This is a genomic window from Enterobacter sichuanensis, assembly GCF_009036245.1.
Taxonomy (GTDB): Bacteria; Pseudomonadota; Gammaproteobacteria; order Enterobacterales; family Enterobacteriaceae; genus Enterobacter; species Enterobacter sichuanensis.
The window spans coordinates 1,807,675-1,823,206 of sequence record NZ_CP027986.1; the positions used below are offsets into that span (position 1 = coordinate 1,807,675).

At 54.5% G+C, this 15,532-nt stretch carries 19 protein-coding genes; 18 read left to right on the top strand and 1 reads right to left on the bottom strand.

What is annotated here, in order from left to right:
• Window positions 1–30: 30 nt before the first annotated feature.
• The gene (locus C1N69_RS08585) at window positions 31–615 is read right to left on the bottom strand and encodes a Maf family protein (protein ID WP_045284996.1); all 585 of its coding nucleotides are present in this window, start codon (window positions 613–615) and stop codon (window positions 31–33) included.
• A 140-nt stretch (window positions 616–755) separates the two neighbouring features.
• Here C1N69_RS08585 and yceD point away from each other — a divergent pair, with 140 nt between their 5' ends.
• The 18 genes from yceD to thiK all read left to right on the top strand — a co-directional run bounded on the left by yceD (window position 756) and on the right by thiK (window position 15,524).
• Window positions 756–1,277, top strand: coding sequence for a 23S rRNA accumulation protein YceD (gene yceD, locus C1N69_RS08590; RefSeq protein WP_021240759.1), 522 nt, complete (start codon window positions 756–758; stop codon window positions 1,275–1,277).
• 16 nt (window positions 1,278–1,293) lie between these two features.
• Entirely contained in the window at window positions 1,294–1,467 is a 174-nt protein-coding gene (gene rpmF, locus C1N69_RS08595; protein ID WP_003857964.1) for a 50S ribosomal protein L32, read from the top strand.
• An 80-nt stretch (window positions 1,468–1,547) separates the two neighbouring features.
• Window positions 1,548–2,582, top strand: a complete 1,035-nt coding sequence (gene plsX, locus C1N69_RS08600; protein WP_025758132.1) for a phosphate acyltransferase PlsX — start codon at window positions 1,548–1,550, stop codon at window positions 2,580–2,582.
• Between the two features lie 6 nt (window positions 2,583–2,588).
• A complete protein-coding gene (locus C1N69_RS08605) occupies window positions 2,589–3,542 on the top strand; it encodes a beta-ketoacyl-ACP synthase III (RefSeq protein WP_025758133.1) in 954 nt (317 codons plus the stop codon).
• 15 nt (window positions 3,543–3,557) lie between these two features.
• Entirely contained in the window at window positions 3,558–4,487 is a 930-nt protein-coding gene (gene fabD, locus C1N69_RS08610) for an ACP S-malonyltransferase (protein ID WP_025758134.1), read from the top strand.
• 12 nt (window positions 4,488–4,499) lie between these two features.
• The gene (gene fabG, locus C1N69_RS08615) at window positions 4,500–5,234 is read left to right on the top strand and encodes a 3-oxoacyl-ACP reductase FabG (RefSeq protein WP_025758135.1); all 735 of its coding nucleotides are present in this window, start codon (window positions 4,500–4,502) and stop codon (window positions 5,232–5,234) included.
• 153 nt (window positions 5,235–5,387) lie between these two features.
• Window positions 5,388–5,624: an acyl carrier protein gene (acpP, locus tag C1N69_RS08620; protein WP_003857954.1), complete on the top strand. Its 237-nt coding sequence runs from the start codon at window positions 5,388–5,390 to the stop codon at window positions 5,622–5,624.
• Window positions 5,625–5,715: 91 nt separating this feature from the next.
• Window positions 5,716–6,957 (top strand): beta-ketoacyl-ACP synthase II, encoded by a 1,242-nt coding sequence (gene fabF, locus C1N69_RS08625; protein ID WP_052685737.1) that lies wholly within the window; start codon window positions 5,716–5,718, stop codon window positions 6,955–6,957.
• A gap of 119 nt (window positions 6,958–7,076) precedes the next feature.
• Window positions 7,077–7,886: an aminodeoxychorismate lyase gene (pabC, locus tag C1N69_RS08630; protein ID WP_155030998.1), complete on the top strand. Its 810-nt coding sequence runs from the start codon at window positions 7,077–7,079 to the stop codon at window positions 7,884–7,886.
• A gap of 2 nt (window positions 7,887–7,888) precedes the next feature.
• The gene (gene yceG / locus C1N69_RS08635) at window positions 7,889–8,911 is read left to right on the top strand and encodes a cell division protein YceG (RefSeq protein WP_155030999.1); all 1,023 of its coding nucleotides are present in this window, start codon (window positions 7,889–7,891) and stop codon (window positions 8,909–8,911) included.
• The gene (tmk, locus tag C1N69_RS08640; RefSeq protein ID WP_045284992.1) at window positions 8,901–9,542 is read left to right on the top strand and encodes a dTMP kinase; all 642 of its coding nucleotides are present in this window, start codon (window positions 8,901–8,903) and stop codon (window positions 9,540–9,542) included. The genes yceG and tmk overlap by 11 nt, the downstream gene beginning before the upstream one ends.
• Complete coding sequence (gene holB / locus C1N69_RS08645; RefSeq protein ID WP_155031000.1) at window positions 9,539–10,543, top strand: DNA polymerase III subunit delta'; 1,005 nt, start codon at window positions 9,539–9,541, stop codon at window positions 10,541–10,543. Before tmk ends, holB begins: the two co-directional genes overlap by 4 nt.
• 10 nt (window positions 10,544–10,553) lie before the next feature.
• Entirely contained in the window at window positions 10,554–11,348 is a 795-nt protein-coding gene (locus tag C1N69_RS08650) for a metal-dependent hydrolase (protein ID WP_045284990.1), read from the top strand.
• Window positions 11,349–11,645: 297 nt separating this feature from the next.
• Complete coding sequence (gene ptsG, locus C1N69_RS08655; protein WP_014831454.1) at window positions 11,646–13,079, top strand: PTS glucose transporter subunit IIBC; 1,434 nt, start codon at window positions 11,646–11,648, stop codon at window positions 13,077–13,079.
• A 246-nt stretch (window positions 13,080–13,325) separates the two neighbouring features.
• Window positions 13,326–13,685, top strand: a complete 360-nt coding sequence (hinT, locus tag C1N69_RS08660; RefSeq protein WP_006809243.1) for a purine nucleoside phosphoramidase — start codon at window positions 13,326–13,328, stop codon at window positions 13,683–13,685.
• Window position 13,686: 1 nt separating this feature from the next.
• A complete protein-coding gene (locus tag C1N69_RS08665; RefSeq protein WP_025758145.1) occupies window positions 13,687–14,061 on the top strand; it encodes a YcfL family putative periplasmic lipoprotein in 375 nt (124 codons plus the stop codon).
• 10 nt (window positions 14,062–14,071) lie between these two features.
• Complete coding sequence (lpoB, locus tag C1N69_RS08670) at window positions 14,072–14,719, top strand: penicillin-binding protein activator LpoB (RefSeq protein WP_025758146.1); 648 nt, start codon at window positions 14,072–14,074, stop codon at window positions 14,717–14,719.
• On the top strand, window positions 14,700–15,524 hold the full coding sequence (gene thiK / locus C1N69_RS08675) for a thiamine kinase (protein ID WP_155031001.1): 825 nt from the start codon (window positions 14,700–14,702) through the stop codon (window positions 15,522–15,524). Before lpoB ends, thiK begins: the two co-directional genes overlap by 20 nt.
• Window positions 15,525–15,532 lie beyond the last annotated feature (8 nt).

The following is a 15,532-nucleotide window of genomic DNA, read 5'->3' on the forward strand; positions in this document are numbered from 1 at the left end:
GGGTGAGGGCATCAGGCCGCAACGATCCGGTCACATCGTCAACGGATTACACGCTTCTCGCCTTAACATCTGACACAACGCAATCAGGGGCAATCCCACCAGCGTGTTGGGATCCCGGCCCTCCAGCTTGTCAAACAGCGCAATCCCCAATCCTTCACTTTTAAAGCTACCCGCACAGTTGAGCGGGCGCTCCCGTCGCACATAATCCTCAATTTCTTGCTCACTGAGGTGGCGGAAATGAACGTCGAAGGGCTCGCATTCTGTTTGCAGGTGGCCAGAGGCGGAGTTATAGAGCGCCAGGCCCGTATAAAAAGTGACGATATTGCCGCGCGCCTGCAGTAATTGCTGACAGGCTTTCTCCTCGGTGTGCGGCTTGCCGGTAATTGCGCCGTCCAGCACACAAACCTGATCGGAGCCTATAATCAAATGCGAAGGGTAACGTGCGGCCAGCGATTGCGCTTTCTCTTTCGCCAGACGCGTCACCAGATGACGCGGTGACTCACCCGGTTGCGGCGTCTCATCAACCTCTGGCGCGGCACATTCAAACGGGATCCCGAGCTTTTCCAGCAACATTCGGCGGTAGGGAGAGGTGGACGCAAGAACGAGATTTGGCATATTTTTATCACCAGATATAGCGTATCGATGCCAGCCATTTTAAACTACAGGCCGCAATGTGTGCGAATAATTGGCAAAAGGCAGCCCAGGTTGCCTTTTTCTTTGACTCTATGACGTTACAAAGTTAATATGCGCGCCCTATGCAAAAGGTAAAATTACCCCTGACTCTTGATCCGGTTCGTACGGCTCAAAAACGCCTCGATTACGAAGGTATTTATACTTCCGATCAGGCTGAGCGTATTGCCGAATCCGTAGTCAGTGTGGACAGTGATGTAGAATGCTCCATGTCGTTCGCTATCGACAACCAGCGTCTCGCCGTTTTAACCGGTGATGCAAAGGTGACGGTAACGCTCGAGTGCCAGCGTTGCGGGAAACCGTTTGTACAGCATGTTCACACAACGTATTGTTTCAGTCCGGTTCGTTCTGACGAACAGGCTGAAGCACTCCCGGAAGCGTATGAGCCGATTGAGGTTAACGAATTCGGTGAAATCGATCTTCTGGCTCTGGTTGAAGATGAAATCATCCTCTCCTTGCCAGTGGTTCCGGTGCATGATTCTGAACACTGTGAAGTGTCCGAGGCGGACATGGTCTTTGGGGAACTGCCTGATGAAGCGCAAAAACCAAACCCATTTGCCGTATTAGCCAGCTTAAAGCGTAAGTAATTAAGGAGTAAGGTCCATGGCCGTACAACAGAATAAACCAACCCGTTCCAAACGTGGCATGCGTCGTTCCCATGACGCGCTGACTGCAGTTACCAGCCTGTCTGTTGACAAGACTTCTGGTGAGAAACACCTGCGTCACCACATCACCGCTGACGGTTTCTACCGCGGCCGCAAGGTTATCACTAAGTAATCACGCGTCAGCGTGATTAGGCTTAGTGAGGAGCTCCCCGTGCAAACGGGGAACTTACCGAACCAGGCTGCGACGATACCTTGACACGTCTAACCCTGGCGTTAGATGTCATGGGGGGAGATTTCGGCCCTTCCGTGACAGTGCCTGCAGCATTGCAGGCACTGAATTCTAATTCGCAACTCACTCTTCTTTTAGTCGGTAATCCCGACACAATCACGCCATTACTTGCAAAAGCTGACTTTGAACAACGTTCGCGTCTGCAGATTATTCCTGCGCAGTCAGTTATTGCCAGTGATGCCCGGCCCTCTCAGGCTATTCGTAATAGCCGTGGCAGTTCTATGCGCATCGCGCTGGAGCTGGTGAAAGAAGGGCGCGCTCAGGCCTGCGTCAGTGCGGGGAACACCGGCGCGCTGATGGGGCTGTCGAAATTATTGCTCAAGCCTATTGAGGGCATTGAGCGCCCGGCGCTGGTGACGGTGTTACCGCATCAACAGAAGGGTAAGACGGTGGTGCTCGACCTGGGCGCTAACGTCGACTGTGATAGTACAATGCTGGCTCAGTTTGCCGTGATGGGATCGGTGCTGGCAGAAGAAGTGGTCGGGATTAATACTCCCCGTGTTGCGTTACTGAACATTGGTGAAGAAGAGACCAAAGGCCTGGACAGCATTCGCGATGCGGCTGAATTGCTCAAACAGGTTCCCTCCATCAACTATATTGGTTATCTCGAAGCCAATGAGTTGTTGACGGGTAAAACGGATGTTCTGGTGTGCGATGGTTTCACCGGAAACGTCACGTTGAAGACCATGGAAGGGGTGGTGCGTATGTTTCTTTCTCTGCTGAAATCGCAGGGAGAAGGCAAAAAAAGCGCCTGGTGGTTGATTTTATTAAAGCGTTGGTTACAAAAAAGCCTGACGCGGCGATTCAGTCACCTCAACCCCGACCAGTATAATGGCGCCTGTCTGTTAGGATTGCGCGGCATCGTGATTAAGAGTCATGGCGCCGCCAATCAGCGAGCATTTGCTGTCGCGATTGAACAGGCAGTGCAGGCGGTGCAGCGACAAGTCCCTCAGCGGATTGCCGCTCGCCTGGAATCTGTATTAGCTAAAAGTGACTGAGCGTACATGTATACGAAGATTTTAGGTACCGGCAGCTACCTGCCAAAACAAGTGCGTACCAACGCCGATCTGGAAAAAATGGTAGATACGTCTGACGAGTGGATTGTCACGCGCACAGGTATCCGTGAACGCCGTATTGCCGCGCCAGACGAAACCGTGTCGACCATGGGTTACGAAGCCGCACAGCGTGCTATCGAGATGGCGGGCATTGATAAAGAACAGATTGGTTTGATCGTGGTCGCCACGACGTCTGCCACACACGCTTTCCCAAGCGCGGCGTGCCAGGTGCAAAATATGCTCGGCATTAAGGGCTGTCCGGCGTTTGACGTCGCTGCCGCGTGTGCAGGTTTCACCTATGCACTGAGCGTTGCCGATCAGTATGTTAAGTCCGGTGCCGTCAAATATGCGCTGGTGATCGGTGCTGACGTGCTGGCGCGTACCTGCGATCCGACCGATCGCGGAACGATCATTATTTTTGGTGATGGTGCAGGTGCGGTGCTGCTGGGCCAGTCCGAAGAGCCGGGCATTATCTCCACGCATCTGCATGCCGACGGAAGCTACGGTGAGCTGCTGACACTGCCTAACGCCGATCGCGTTAATCCAGACAATGCCATTTACCTGACCATGGCAGGTAATGAGGTGTTCAAGGTGGCGGTGACTGAGCTTGCGCACATTGTTGATGAGACGCTGGAAGCCAATAACCTGGAACGCACTGCACTCGACTGGCTGGTGCCGCACCAGGCGAACCTGCGTATCATCAGCGCGACCGCGAAAAAGCTGGGCATGTCGATGGATAACGTCGTGGTGACGCTGGATCGCCACGGCAACACCTCTGCGGCGTCAGTACCGTGCGCATTTGATGAAGCGGTACGCGACGGGCGAATCAAACGGGGCCAGCTGGTCTTGCTTGAAGCCTTCGGTGGCGGGTTCACCTGGGGTTCCGCGCTGGTTCGTTTCTAGGATAAGGAATAAAAAATGACGCAATTTGCTTTTGTGTTCCCGGGGCAGGGCTCTCAAACTGTTGGGATGTTGTCTGAAATGGCAGCAAACTATCCGGTAATTGAAGAGACTTTCCGTGAAGCTTCCGATGCACTGGGTTATGATTTGTGGGCGCTGACCCAGCAGGGGCCGGCCGAAGAACTGAACAAAACCTGGCAGACCCAGCCAGCACTGCTGACCGCGTCCGTTGCGTTGTGGCGTGTCTGGCAGCAGCAGGGCGGTAAAGCGCCAGCGCTGCTCGCGGGCCATAGCCTGGGTGAATACTCTGCGCTGGTCTGTGCCGGTGTGATCGCGTTTGCTGACGCGGTACGTCTGGTGGAACTGCGCGGTAAATTCATGCAGGAAGCGGTGCCAGAAGGCACGGGCGGTATGTCTGCCATCATCGGCCTGGATGATGCCGCGATTGCAAAAGCGTGCGAAGAATCCGCTGAAGGCCAGGTGGTTTCTCCGGTTAACTTCAACTCGCCGGGCCAGGTCGTTATCGCCGGTCATAAAGAAGCGGTTGAACGTGCTGGTGCGGCCTGTAAAGCGGCGGGTGCCAAACGTGCGCTGCCGCTGCCTGTTAGCGTGCCGTCACACTGTGCGCTGATGAAACCTGCTGCCGAAAAACTGGCGGTCGAGCTGGAAAAAATTACGTTTAACGCACCGACGATTTCCGTTGTGAACAACGTCGACGTGAAATGCGAAACTTCGCCGGAAGCTATCCGTGACGCGCTGGTTCGCCAGCTCTACAGCCCGGTACAGTGGACCAAAACCGTTGAGTTTATGGCCGCGGAGGGCGTTGAGCATCTGTATGAAGTTGGCCCAGGGAAAGTCCTCACCGGTCTGACTAAACGTATTGTTGACACCCTGACTGCCTCGGCGATTAACGAGCCGGAAGCGATGTCAGCGGCACTCTCGCAATAAAAGAGGAATACCATGAGTTTTGAAGGAAAAATCGCCCTGGTGACTGGGGCTAGCCGCGGTATCGGGCGTGCGATTGCTGAAACACTGGTTGCGCGCGGCGCGAAGGTGATTGGTACAGCAACCAGCGAGAATGGTGCGAAGAGTATCAGCGAATATCTGGGTGCGAACGGTAAAGGTCTGGTACTGAATGTGACCGAGCCTGCATCTATCGAATCTGTTCTGGAAAATATTCGCGCAGAGTTTGGCGAAGTGGATATTCTGGTAAACAATGCCGGGATCACCCGTGATAACCTGTTAATGCGAATGAAAGACGACGAGTGGAACGATATCATCGAAACCAACCTGTCATCTGTATTCCGTCTGTCAAAAGCGGTAATGCGCGCTATGATGAAGAAGCGTCATGGTCGTATTATCACTGTCGGTTCTGTGGTTGGTACCATGGGAAATGCTGGTCAGGCTAACTACGCTGCGGCGAAAGCAGGTCTGATTGGTTTCAGTAAGTCGCTGGCGCGTGAAGTCGCGTCCCGCGGTATTACTGTAAACGTTGTTGCTCCGGGCTTTATTGAAACGGACATGACGCGTGCGCTGACTGATGAGCAGCGTGCGGGTACGCTGGCAGCTGTTCCTGCGGGCCGCTTAGGCGACCCGAAAGAAATTGCCAGTGCGGTTGCATTTTTAGCCTCTGACGAAGCGGGTTACATCACTGGTGAGACCCTCCACGTCAACGGCGGGATGTATATGGTTTAACCACGATAAAAAAATTTGCGTTATTTGGGTAAAAGGCCTCAAAATAACGTAAAATCGTGGTACGAACTGCCGGGATTTAGTTGCAAATTTTTCAACATTTTATACACTACGAAAACCATCGCGAAAGCGAGTTTTGATAGGAAATTTAAGAGTATGAGCACTATCGAAGAACGCGTTAAGAAAATTATCGGCGAACAGCTGGGCGTTAAGCAGGAAGAAGTTGTGAACTCCGCTTCCTTCGTTGAAGACCTGGGCGCAGATTCTCTTGACACCGTTGAGCTGGTAATGGCTCTGGAAGAAGAGTTTGATACTGAGATTCCGGACGAAGAAGCTGAGAAGATCACCACCGTTCAGGCTGCCATTGATTACATCAACGGTCACCAGGCGTAAGTGAACATCTCCAGGCGGTCATTCGACCGCCTGAGTTTTATCTTTTTTAGTCCCACGAATCTCTTTTTTTATCCCTCCCTGGAGGACAAACGTGTCTAAGCGTCGTGTAGTTGTGACCGGACTTGGCATGTTGTCTCCTGTCGGCAATACCGTAGAGTCCACCTGGAAAGCTCTCCTTGCCGGTCAGAGCGGCATCAGCCTAATCGACCATTTCGATACTAGCGCCTATGCAACGAAATTTGCTGGCTTAGTAAAGGATTTTAACTGTGAAGAGATCATCTCGCGCAAAGAACAGCGCAAGATGGATGCCTTCATTCAATATGGAATTGTCGCTGGCGTTCAGGCCATGCAGGATTCTGGCCTTGAGATTACGGAAGAGAACGCAACCCGTATCGGCGCCGCTATCGGCTCCGGGATTGGCGGTCTTGGCCTGATTGAGGAAAACCATACATCTCTGATGAATGGCGGACCGCGTAAAATCAGCCCGTTCTTCGTTCCGTCCACGATTGTTAATATGGTGGCGGGTCACCTGACCATCATGTTCGGCCTGCGTGGGCCAAGCATCTCTATTGCGACCGCATGTACGTCTGGCGTGCATAACATCGGCCAGGCCGCGCGCATTATTGCGTACGGCGATGCAGATGCTATGGTGGCGGGCGGCGCTGAAAAAGCCAGTACCCCGCTCGGCGTGGGTGGCTTCGGTGCCGCGCGTGCGCTGTCTACCCGCAACGATAATCCTCAGGCGGCAAGCCGTCCGTGGGATAAAGACCGTGACGGTTTCGTGCTGGGCGACGGTGCAGGTATGCTCGTGCTGGAAGAGTACGAACACGCGAAAAAACGTGGTGCGAAAATTTATGCTGAAGTCGTTGGCTTTGGTATGAGTAGCGACGCTTACCATATGACGTCTCCTCCGGAGAACGGCGCGGGTGCTGCGCTGGCGATGGAAAACGCAATCCGCGATGCGGGTATCACTCCAGCCCAGATCGGCTACGTTAACGCGCACGGGACGTCAACACCAGCAGGTGATAAAGCAGAAGCGCAGGCGGTTAAGTCTATCTTCGGCGAGTCTGCCAGCCGCGTACTGGTGAGTTCCACCAAATCCATGACCGGTCACCTGTTGGGTGCGGCGGGTGCAGTAGAATCTATCTACTCTATCCTTGCGCTGCGCGATCAGGCTGTTCCGCCAACCATCAACCTGGATAACCCGGATGAAGGTTGCGACCTGGACTTCGTTCCTCATGAAGCGCGCCAGGTTAGTGGTATGGAGTACACCCTGTGTAACTCCTTTGGCTTCGGCGGTACGAATGGTTCTCTGATCTTCAAAAAGATCTGATCCAGACTCTCGATAGCCCTAAAAAAGGTCCGCTTGCCGGACCTTTTTTATTAAGGCTAATCTTCTTGTCGGCTGCATAACATCCTGCCAGACTAAACGCCCACGCATAAGGAGCCACCATGTTTTTAATCAATGGCCTTGAGCAGGACACGCTGCCTGCCAGCGACAGGGCGACGCAATTTGGTGATGGTTGCTTTACCACGGCGCGCATTGCCGATGGTGACGTATGTCTGCTTGATGCCCACCTTCGTCGTCTGCAAACGGCCTGCGAGGCGTTACTGATCCCCTTTACACAGTGGGATACATTGCGTCAGGAAATGTGCCAGCTGGCATCCGGGAAGCAGAGCGGCGTACTTAAAGTTATTATCAGCCGTGGCAGTGGTGGCCGGGGGTACAGTGCCGCGTCCTGCCTTAACCCAACGCGTATCCTCTCCACGTCTGCTTATCCCGTGCATTACGCTCGCTGGCGAGAAGAGGGCGTCACCCTGACGTTGAGTCCCCTACGGCTGGGACGAAACGCCATTCTCGCCGGCATTAAGCATCTCAATCGCCTGGAGCAGGTGTTGATTCGTACTCATCTTGAGCAGACGGACGCCGATGAGGCGCTGGTTCTTGACAGCGAAGGCGTCATTACGGAATGCTGTGCGGCTAATTTATTCTGGCGGCAGGGGAATGATGTTTTCACGCCGTCACTGGAACAGGCGGGGGTGAACGGTATTATGCGTCAGTTTTGTTTGCAGCAGCTGGCACACTCCGGCTTTCGCGTTGTCGAAGTGAGCGCAGGCGAAGCGGCGCTACAGACCGCAGATGAAGTCATCATATGTAATGCGCTGATGCCTGTTGTACCGGTCCGTGCATATGGCCAACACCGCTGGGCCTCGCGCGAGCTGTTTCAGTTTTTAGCCCCGATATGTGAGCAAACCAGATAGTCATGAAAAAAATGTTGCGCTTTGTCCTTCTCCTGATCGTTGCGCTGGGTGTCGCTGGCGGAGCAGGCGTATGGAAAGTTCGCCAGCTGGCGAACAGTAAAATCCTGATTAAAGATGAGACAATCTTCACCCTGAAAGCGGGGACGGGCCGCCAGGCGCTTGGGGAACAGCTCTATAGCGACAAGATTATCAATCGTCCGCGCGTTTTCCAGTGGCTATTGCGCGTGGAGCCTGGCCTGTCTCATTTCAAAGCCGGTACCTATCGCTTCACGCCGGGAATGACCGTCAGGGAGATGATGCAGCTGCTGGAAAGCGGCAAAGAAGCGCAGTTCCCCCTGCGATTTGTGGAGGGGATGCGCCTGAGCGATTACCTCAAACAACTGCGCGACGCGCCGTATATCAATCACACGTTAAAAGACGATCGCTATCAGACGGTGGCCGAGGCGCTGAAATTAGACCATCCGGAATGGGTGGAAGGCTGGTTCTGGCCAGACACCTGGATGTACACCGCCGGTACAACCGACGTGGCGATTCTGAAGCGGGCGCATAAAAAAATGGTCGCAGCGGTCGATGCCGCCTGGGAAGGGCGAATGGAAGGGCTGCCTTACAACGATCGGAACCAGTTTGTAACGATGGCGTCAATCATTGAAAAGGAGACGGCCGTCGCTGCTGAGCGGGATCGGGTGGCGTCTGTCTTTATCAACCGTCTGCGTATCGGCATGCGTCTGCAAACCGACCCTACTGTTATCTACGGCATGGGTGAGAGTTATACCGGCAAAATTTCCAGAAAAGATCTCGAGACACCCACGGCGTATAATACGTATGTGATTAGTGGTTTACCGCCTGGCCCGATTGCCACGCCGAGCGAGGCGTCGCTCAGGGCAGCCGCGCACCCGGCTAAAACACCGTATCTCTATTTTGTGGCGGATGGAAAAGGGGGGCACACCTTTAACACCAACCTTGCCAGCCATAATCGTTCCGTTCAGGACTATCTGAAGGCACTTAAGGAAAAAAATGCGCAGTAAATACATTGTCATTGAGGGACTCGAAGGGGCAGGTAAAACTACCGCCCGCAACGTGGTGGTGGATACGCTCAAGGCGCTTGGCGTGACGGACATGGTATTTACCCGTGAACCGGGTGGTACGCTGCTGGCCGAGAAGCTGCGCAGCCTGGTACTGGACATTAAATCCGTTGGCGACGAAGTTATCACTGACAAAGCGGAAGTGCTGATGTTCTACGCGGCGCGTGTACAGCTGGTTGAGACGGTGATTAAGCCCGCGCTGGCCGAGGGCAAGTGGGTTATTGGCGATCGTCACGATCTGTCTACTCAGGCGTATCAGGGCGGGGGACGCGGTATTGACCAGACAATGCTGGCAACACTGCGTAATGCCGTATTGGGTGATTTTCGCCCCGACCTGACCCTCTATCTGGACGTTACGCCGGAAGTGGGGCTCAAACGCGCACGCGCGCGCGGCGAGCTGGACCGCATTGAACAAGAGTCCTTTGATTTCTTTAACCGCACTCGTGCACGCTATCTTGAGCTGGCGGCACAGGACAGCGCTATTCGTACCATCGATGCGACGCAGTCGCTGGATGACGTCACGCGCGATATTCAGCAGACCGTTACACAGTGGGTACAGGAGCAACAGGCATGAAATGGTATCCATGGTTGCGTCCGCACTTTGAACAGCTGATCGGCAGCTATCAGGCGGGGCGGGGGCATCATGCGTTACTGATTCAGGCATTGCCAGGGATGGGGGATGAGGCGCTAATTTATGCCATCACCCGTTTTCTGATGTGTCAGCAGCCGGAAGGGCACAAAAGCTGCGGCAAGTGCCGTGGATGTCAGCTGATGCAGGCGGGCACACATCCTGACTACTACACGCTTGAGCCAGAGAAGGGCAAGAGCGCACTGGGTATTGATGCCGTGCGTGAAGTCAGTGAAAAATTGTACGAACACGCGCGTCTGGGTGGCGCTAAAGTCGTCTGGCTTAAAGACGCCACCCAACTGACCGAGGCGGCGGCTAATGCCCTGCTTAAGACCCTTGAAGAGCCGCCGGAAAAAACATGGTTTTTCCTCTCGTGCCGCGATCCGGGACGATTGCTGGCGACGTTGCGCAGCCGCTGCCGTCTTCATCACCTCGCGGTGCCTCAGGAATCATGGGCGCTGAGCTGGCTGGAGCGAGAGGTGACAACGTCACCTGAAAGTGCGCTGTCCGCCTTGCGCCTGAGCAGCGGAGCCCCGGCGGCGGCACTGGCCTTATTGCAGCCGGACGTCTGGTCACAGCGAGAAGCGCTCTGCCGGACCGTCGAGTCTTCGCTTCACAGTGGTGACTGGCTAAGCGTATTGCCGTTGCTCAACAGCGACCAGGCCGCCGAGCGTCTGCACTGGCTGGCCGCCTTACTGCTGGATGCGCTAAAAATCCAGCAAGGGGCAACGCTGCTGACCAATCCGGATGCATGGACACTGGTGAATACGCTGGCGAACCGCCTCTCAGGTGCGGTTCTTCACGTGATGCTCCATGACATTTGCCAGAGTCGTGAACAGCTTTTAACCGTTACGGGTCTTAATCGCGAGCTTTTACTGACCGACCAGTTACTGCGCATTGAACATTACCTGCAACCCGGCGTCACACCGCCTGTTTCCCATCTCTGAGAGAGACATTATGTTTTTAGTCGACTCACACTGCCATCTTGATGGCCTGGATTATCAATCCCTGCATAAAAACGTGGATGACGTACTGGCGAAAGCCGCGGCCCGCGATGTGAAATTTTGCCTTGCGGTGGCGACGACGCTGCCGGGTTATCGCACGATGCGCGAGCTGGTAGGCGTTCGCGATAACGTGGTGTTTTCCTGCGGCGTTCACCCGCTGAATCAGGATGAGGCGTATGACGTCGAGGACCTGCGCCGACTGGCCGCAGAAGAGGGCGTGGTGGCGATGGGTGAGACCGGGCTGGACTATTTTTACACGCCGGAAACGAAACCGCGCCAGCAGGAGTCTTTCCGCCATCATATCCGCATCGGCCGCGAGCTTAACAAGCCGGTTATCGTGCATACCCGCGATGCGCGTGCCGATACGCTGGCGATCCTGCGGGAAGAAAACGTGACGGATTGCGGGGGCGTACTACACTGTTTCACAGAAGACAGAGAAACGGCGGGTAAACTGCTTGATTTAGGGTTTTATATTTCGTTTTCCGGGATCGTCACGTTCCGTAACGCTGAGCAACTTCGTGATGCTGCGCGTTATGTTCCGCTCGATCGCATTCTGGTGGAAACAGACTCTCCTTATCTGGCACCGGTACCGCATCGCGGTAAAGAGAACCAACCGGCGATGACGAGAGATGTTGCGGAGTACATGGCCGTGCTTAAAGGTGTCAGTATTGAAGAGCTGGCTCGCGTCACCACGGAAAACTTCTCTACGCTGTTCCATATCGACCCCGCCCGCCTGCAATCTGTCTGATACACCTGTTTTTTTTAGGCTCGTAATTAATAAATAAAACGAGTAAAGTTCACCGCCTCATTTGGGGCGGTGAGGGTGTTTTTAGACACATCCGGACATGCTTTTTGTAAATAACTGAAAGTTTTTCGACCGCCTTAAGCTGAAACGTGATAGCCGTCAAACAAACTCAGAGGGAATTATTTTACTCTGTGTAATAAATAAAGGGCGCTTAGATGTCCTGTCCACGGCACGGTACTCCCCCCGGGCCAATGCGTGAAAGCGTAAAAAAAGCACAAATACTCAGGAGCACTCTCAATTATGTTTAAGAATGCATTTGCTAACCTGCAAAAGGTCGGTAAATCGCTGATGCTGCCAGTATCCGTACTGCCTATCGCAGGTATCCTGCTGGGTGTCGGTTCTGCTAACTTCAGCTGGCTGCCAGCCGTAGTTTCCCACGTGATGGCCGAAGCAGGCGGTTCTGTCTTTGCTAACATGCCACTGATCTTCGCGATTGGTGTGGCTCTGGGCTTCACCAATAACGACGGCGTATCTGCGCTGGCTGCAGTGGTGGCTTACGGCATCATGGTGAAAACCATGGCTGTGGTTGCGCCGCTGGTTCTGCATTTACCGGCAGAAGAGATTGCCGCGAAACACCTGGCGGACACCGGTGTTCTGGGCGGTATCATCTCCGGTGCGATTGCAGCGTATATGTTTAACCGCTTCTATCGCATCAAGCTGCCTGAGTATCTGGGCTTCTTCGCGGGCAAGCGTTTCGTTCCGATCATTTCTGGTCTGGCAGCGATTTTCACTGGCGTGATCCTGTCCTTCATCTGGCCACCAATCGGTTCCGCTATCCAGACCTTCTCTCAGTGGGCTGCTTACCAGAACCCGGTTGTGGCGTTTGGTATCTACGGCTTCATCGAGCGTTGCCTGGTGCCATTCGGTCTGCACCACATCTGGAACGTTCCATTCCAGATGCAGATTGGTGAATTCACCAATGCCGCAGGCCAGGTATTCCACGGTGATATCCCACGTTACATGGCGGGCGACCCAACTGCAGGTAAACTGTCTGGTGGCTTCCTGTTCAAAATGTACGGTCTGCCAGCAGCGGCAATTGCTATCTGGCACTCTGCTAAACCAGAGAACCGTGCAAAAGTGGGCGGTATCATGATCTCCGCAGCGCTGACCTCGTTCCTGACCGGTATCACCGAGCCGATCGAGTTCTCCTTCATGTTCGTTGCGCCGATCCTGTACGTGATTCACGCGATTCTGGCAGGTCTGGCATTCCCAATCTGTATTCTGCTGGGTATGCGTGACGGTACGTCCTTCTCTCACGGTCTGATCGACTTCATCGTTCTGTCCGGTAACAGCAGCAAACTGTGGCTGTTCCCAATCGTGGGTGCGTGCTACGCCGTTGTGTACTACACCATCTTCCGCGTGCTGATCAAAGCACTGGACCTGAAAACCCCAGGCCGTGAAGATGCGACAGAAGACAGCAAAGCGGGTGCAACCAGCGAAATGGCACCAGCACTGGTTGCCGCGTTCGGCGGTAAAGAAAACATCACTAACCTGGACGCGTGCATCACTCGTCTGCGTGTGAGCGTGGCCGACGTCGCGAAAGTAGACCAGCCGGGTCTGAAAAAACTGGGCGCAGCCGGTGTGGTTGTTGCAGGTTCCGGTGTACAGGCAATCTTCGGTACCAAATCCGATAACCTGAAAACCGAAATGGATGAGTACATCCGCAACAGCTAAGTTGTGACCTGGGGAGACTAAGGCAGCCGAATGGCTGCCTTTTTTATTTCTGTCTTAAAAAAACGCACCCGCGCGCTTTAACGGTCACTCTTCGTTCAGCTGATGAACATTCAGGAAAGAAATCGGGGGAGGAGGTTGAAAGGACAGGAGAAACTCGCTCATACTCTTGAATTGTGTCACGCACTCAATCAGAGCGTGTGTTAACAGCGATTGCTCGCGCCAGATTAAACAAAAAAGGAAAAGGTCATGGCTGAAGAAACGATTTTCAGTAAAATTATCCGTCGCGAAATTCCGTCGGATATCGTCTATCAGGATGAACTGGTGACGGCTTTCCGGGACATTTCCCCTCAGGCACCGACGCACATCCTTATCATTCCTAATATTCTGATTCCGACCGTAAACGACGTAAAAACCGAGCATGAAGTGGCGTTAGGTCGTATGCTGACGGTGGCCGCGAAAATCGCTGAACAGGAAGGCATTGCTGAAGACGGTTATCGTCTGATCATGAACTGCAACCGTCATGGCGGCCAGGAAGTTTATCATATTCATATGCATCTGCTGGGTGGACGTCCTCTGGGGCCGATGCTGGCACACAAAGGTCTTTGACATGTTTAAAGGGCGTATTGCAGCGCTGATAATGACGATGACGATCGTGGGGTGCAGTTCACGCCCGGCGATCCCCGTGAATGATGAGCAGACGCTGGTGATGGAATCCTCTGTGCTTGCTGCAGGCATTACCGCGCAACAACCCGCGCTGACCATCAGTGAAATCAACTCGTCTGCCTCCTCTACGCTCTTTAATGAAAGACATGAACCAGTAACGGTTCACTACCGTTTTTTCTGGTATGACGCAAGAGGTCTTGAAATGCACCCGCTGGAGGCGGCGCGCAGCGTTACCCTTCCGGCAAGGTCGTCGGTAACGCTCTATGGCAGCGCCAACTATCTGGGTGCGCATAAAGTGAGACTTTATCTTTATCTCTGAGGGGTGAACCTTGATTAAAAATGTGAGCCGTTATGCGCTCGTGACCGCTTTTGCCCTGTTCCTGGCAGGGTGTGTGACCCGTACTGAACAGCCGGCGCCTGTGGAAGAGGCTAAACCGGGCACGGAACAGCCAACGCAGCCAACGCAGCCGCAGCCAACTGTGCCGTCTGTACCGTCTATTCCGGCGCAGCCGGGGCCAATTGAACATCCTGACCAGACGTCGCAGCCCACGCCGCGCGTGCGCCATTACGACTGGAACGGGGCAATGCAGCCGATGGTGGGCAAAATGCTGCAGGCACAGGGTGTGACCGCAGGTAGCGTGTTGTTGGTTGATAGCGTGAACAACCGTACCAACGGTTCTCTGAACGCGGGCGAAGCGACAGAAACCCTGCGCAATGCGCTGGCAAACAACGGTAAGTTTACGCTGGTCTCCGCCCAGCAGCTCGCGGTAGCCAAACAGCAGCTTGGCCTGTCGCCACAGGACAGCCTCGGCACACGTAGCAAGGCGATCGGTATTGCCCGTAACGTGGGCGCACAGTATGTGCTGTACTCTAACGCCACCGGCAACGTGAACACGCCAGCCCTGCAGATGCAGCTGATGCTGGTTCAGACAGGCGAAATCATCTGGTCAGGTAAAGGTGCGGTTACGCAACAATGACAGCACGCGTGACGAGATCCTGACACGCTATTTTCCGCAGTATCGCCTTATCGCGCCGCAGGCCCACTCCGGGCTTGGCGGCGCGAGTTGCATTATTGCGCAGGGTGATCAACGCCTGGTCCTGCGGCAAAATCACGATCCTTTCGCGCCTGCCTCCCATTTTCGTCGTCAGTTTCGTGCCCTGAGACGTCTTCCGTCAGATCTGGTACCTGCCCCCCGTTTTTTCAGACAGGGATGGATGGCCGTTGAGTATCTGGAAGGCGAGGTTAAAAGCGCGCTGCCGGACACGCCGCAGCTTGCGGCTATGCTGTATCATTTGCACCGGCAACCCCGTCTGGGATGGCGAATCACGTTATTTCCCTTGCTCGAACATTACTGGCAGCAAGCCCTGCCGGAGAGACGCAGCCCGGCGTGGCTGGCACAGCTCAAACGGCTGCGCAAAACGGGCGAGCCACAGCCGATTCGGCTCTCGCCGTTGCACATGGATGTTCATCCCGGAAATATTGTGCATACACCGGCGGGGATCCGGCTGATCGACTGGGAATATGCCGGAGATGGCGATGTGGCGCTGGAGCTGGCGGCGGTCTGGACGGAAAGCGACGCCGCGCGGCAGGCGCTCATCAGGGACTACGCAAGGTTGGCACAGATTGACGTCGACGCGCTGAAGCGTCAGGTCAGACGCTGGCGACCCTGGGTCGTCATATTAATGGCCGGCTGGTTTGAAATGCGCTACCAGCAGTCCAGAGATAAACATTTTATTGCGCTGGCAGACGATGCCTGGCGTCAGTTACAAACTAAAGGATAAGAGAGGTG

Bases quoted from the DNA above. Each gene is read 5' to 3' on its own strand.
- fabD (WP_025758134.1), top strand. From the start codon at position 3,558: ATGACGCAATTTGCTTTTGTGTTCCCGGGGCAGGGCTCTCAAACTGTT.
- pabC (WP_155030998.1), top strand. From the start codon at position 7,077: ATGTTTTTAATCAATGGCCTTGAGCAGGACACGCTGCCTGCCAGCGAC.
- hinT (WP_006809243.1), top strand. From the start codon at position 13,326: ATGGCTGAAGAAACGATTTTCAGTAAAATTATCCGTCGCGAAATTCCG.
- tmk (WP_045284992.1), top strand. From the start codon at position 8,901: ATGCGCAGTAAATACATTGTCATTGAGGGACTCGAAGGGGCAGGTAAA.
- rpmF (WP_003857964.1), top strand. From the start codon at position 1,294: ATGGCCGTACAACAGAATAAACCAACCCGTTCCAAACGTGGCATGCGT.
- yceG (WP_155030999.1), top strand. From the start codon at position 7,889: ATGAAAAAAATGTTGCGCTTTGTCCTTCTCCTGATCGTTGCGCTGGGT.
- holB (WP_155031000.1), top strand. From the start codon at position 9,539: ATGAAATGGTATCCATGGTTGCGTCCGCACTTTGAACAGCTGATCGGC.
- yceD (WP_021240759.1), top strand. From the start codon at position 756: ATGCAAAAGGTAAAATTACCCCTGACTCTTGATCCGGTTCGTACGGCT.
- C1N69_RS08665 (WP_025758145.1), top strand. From the start codon at position 13,687: ATGTTTAAAGGGCGTATTGCAGCGCTGATAATGACGATGACGATCGTG.
- C1N69_RS08585 (WP_045284996.1), bottom strand. From the start codon at position 615: ATGCCAAATCTCGTTCTTGCGTCCACCTCTCCCTACCGCCGAATGTTG.
- fabG (WP_025758135.1), top strand. From the start codon at position 4,500: ATGAGTTTTGAAGGAAAAATCGCCCTGGTGACTGGGGCTAGCCGCGGT.
- C1N69_RS08650 (WP_045284990.1), top strand. From the start codon at position 10,554: ATGTTTTTAGTCGACTCACACTGCCATCTTGATGGCCTGGATTATCAA.
- acpP (WP_003857954.1), top strand. From the start codon at position 5,388: ATGAGCACTATCGAAGAACGCGTTAAGAAAATTATCGGCGAACAGCTG.
- C1N69_RS08605 (WP_025758133.1), top strand. From the start codon at position 2,589: ATGTATACGAAGATTTTAGGTACCGGCAGCTACCTGCCAAAACAAGTG.
- ptsG (WP_014831454.1), top strand. From the start codon at position 11,646: ATGTTTAAGAATGCATTTGCTAACCTGCAAAAGGTCGGTAAATCGCTG.